Source organism: Microvirga sp. HBU67558 (assembly GCF_018069605.1).
Lineage (GTDB): Bacteria > Pseudomonadota > Alphaproteobacteria > Rhizobiales > Beijerinckiaceae > Microvirga > Microvirga terrae.
In genome coordinates, this window is sequence record NZ_JAGPUP010000221.1 from 1 (window position 1) to 545 (window position 545).

1 pseudogene is annotated in these 545 nt (G+C 60.0%); it reads left to right on the top strand.

The features are described from left to right. Nucleotides 1-241: 241 nt before the first annotated feature. Nucleotides 242-545: pseudogene (locus KBI52_RS00930) on the top strand (HU family DNA-binding protein); the annotation flags it as partial.

Sequence of the window (545 nt, forward strand, 5' to 3'; positions counted from 1 at the left end):
TCGAGACGGTCTGGGGCCGCGGCTACATGCTGCGGGAGCCGCCGCTCGTCAAGTTGGCAAGCTAAGTCTCAGGCCCACTTGCGCCATCAGTCATAGGATCCTGTGCTGCCCCGAGATCCTGTGAATTCGTTCCGTCATGGTTATTGAGGCTGCGGCCTTCTGGTGTTTTCAATCTTGGGTGGCAAACCCTTTGCCCATCGACTGACTGACAGATTGCCCGCGCATCAGAAGGATCTCACCCATGGCGAAAGCTGCAACCAAGACGACAGCCAAGAAGGCGCCGGCCCGCAAAGCGGCCGCATCGCAAGCAGAACCGACTAAGACGGCCAGAACTGCCGACGCCGGAGCCAAGAGGTCTACGAAGGCCGCAGCACCGAAGACGTCAGCCAAAGCAGCCCGCAAGGGTGCAAAGAAATCCACTGGCACCTCGGCTGGCGCGATCCTCACCCTGCGCCACATCGCCGAGCAGTTGTCGGAAGTGCACGAGCTTCCCAAGCGCCAAGCCAATGAAATCCTGACCCAGGTCATCGAGATGATCGCCAAGA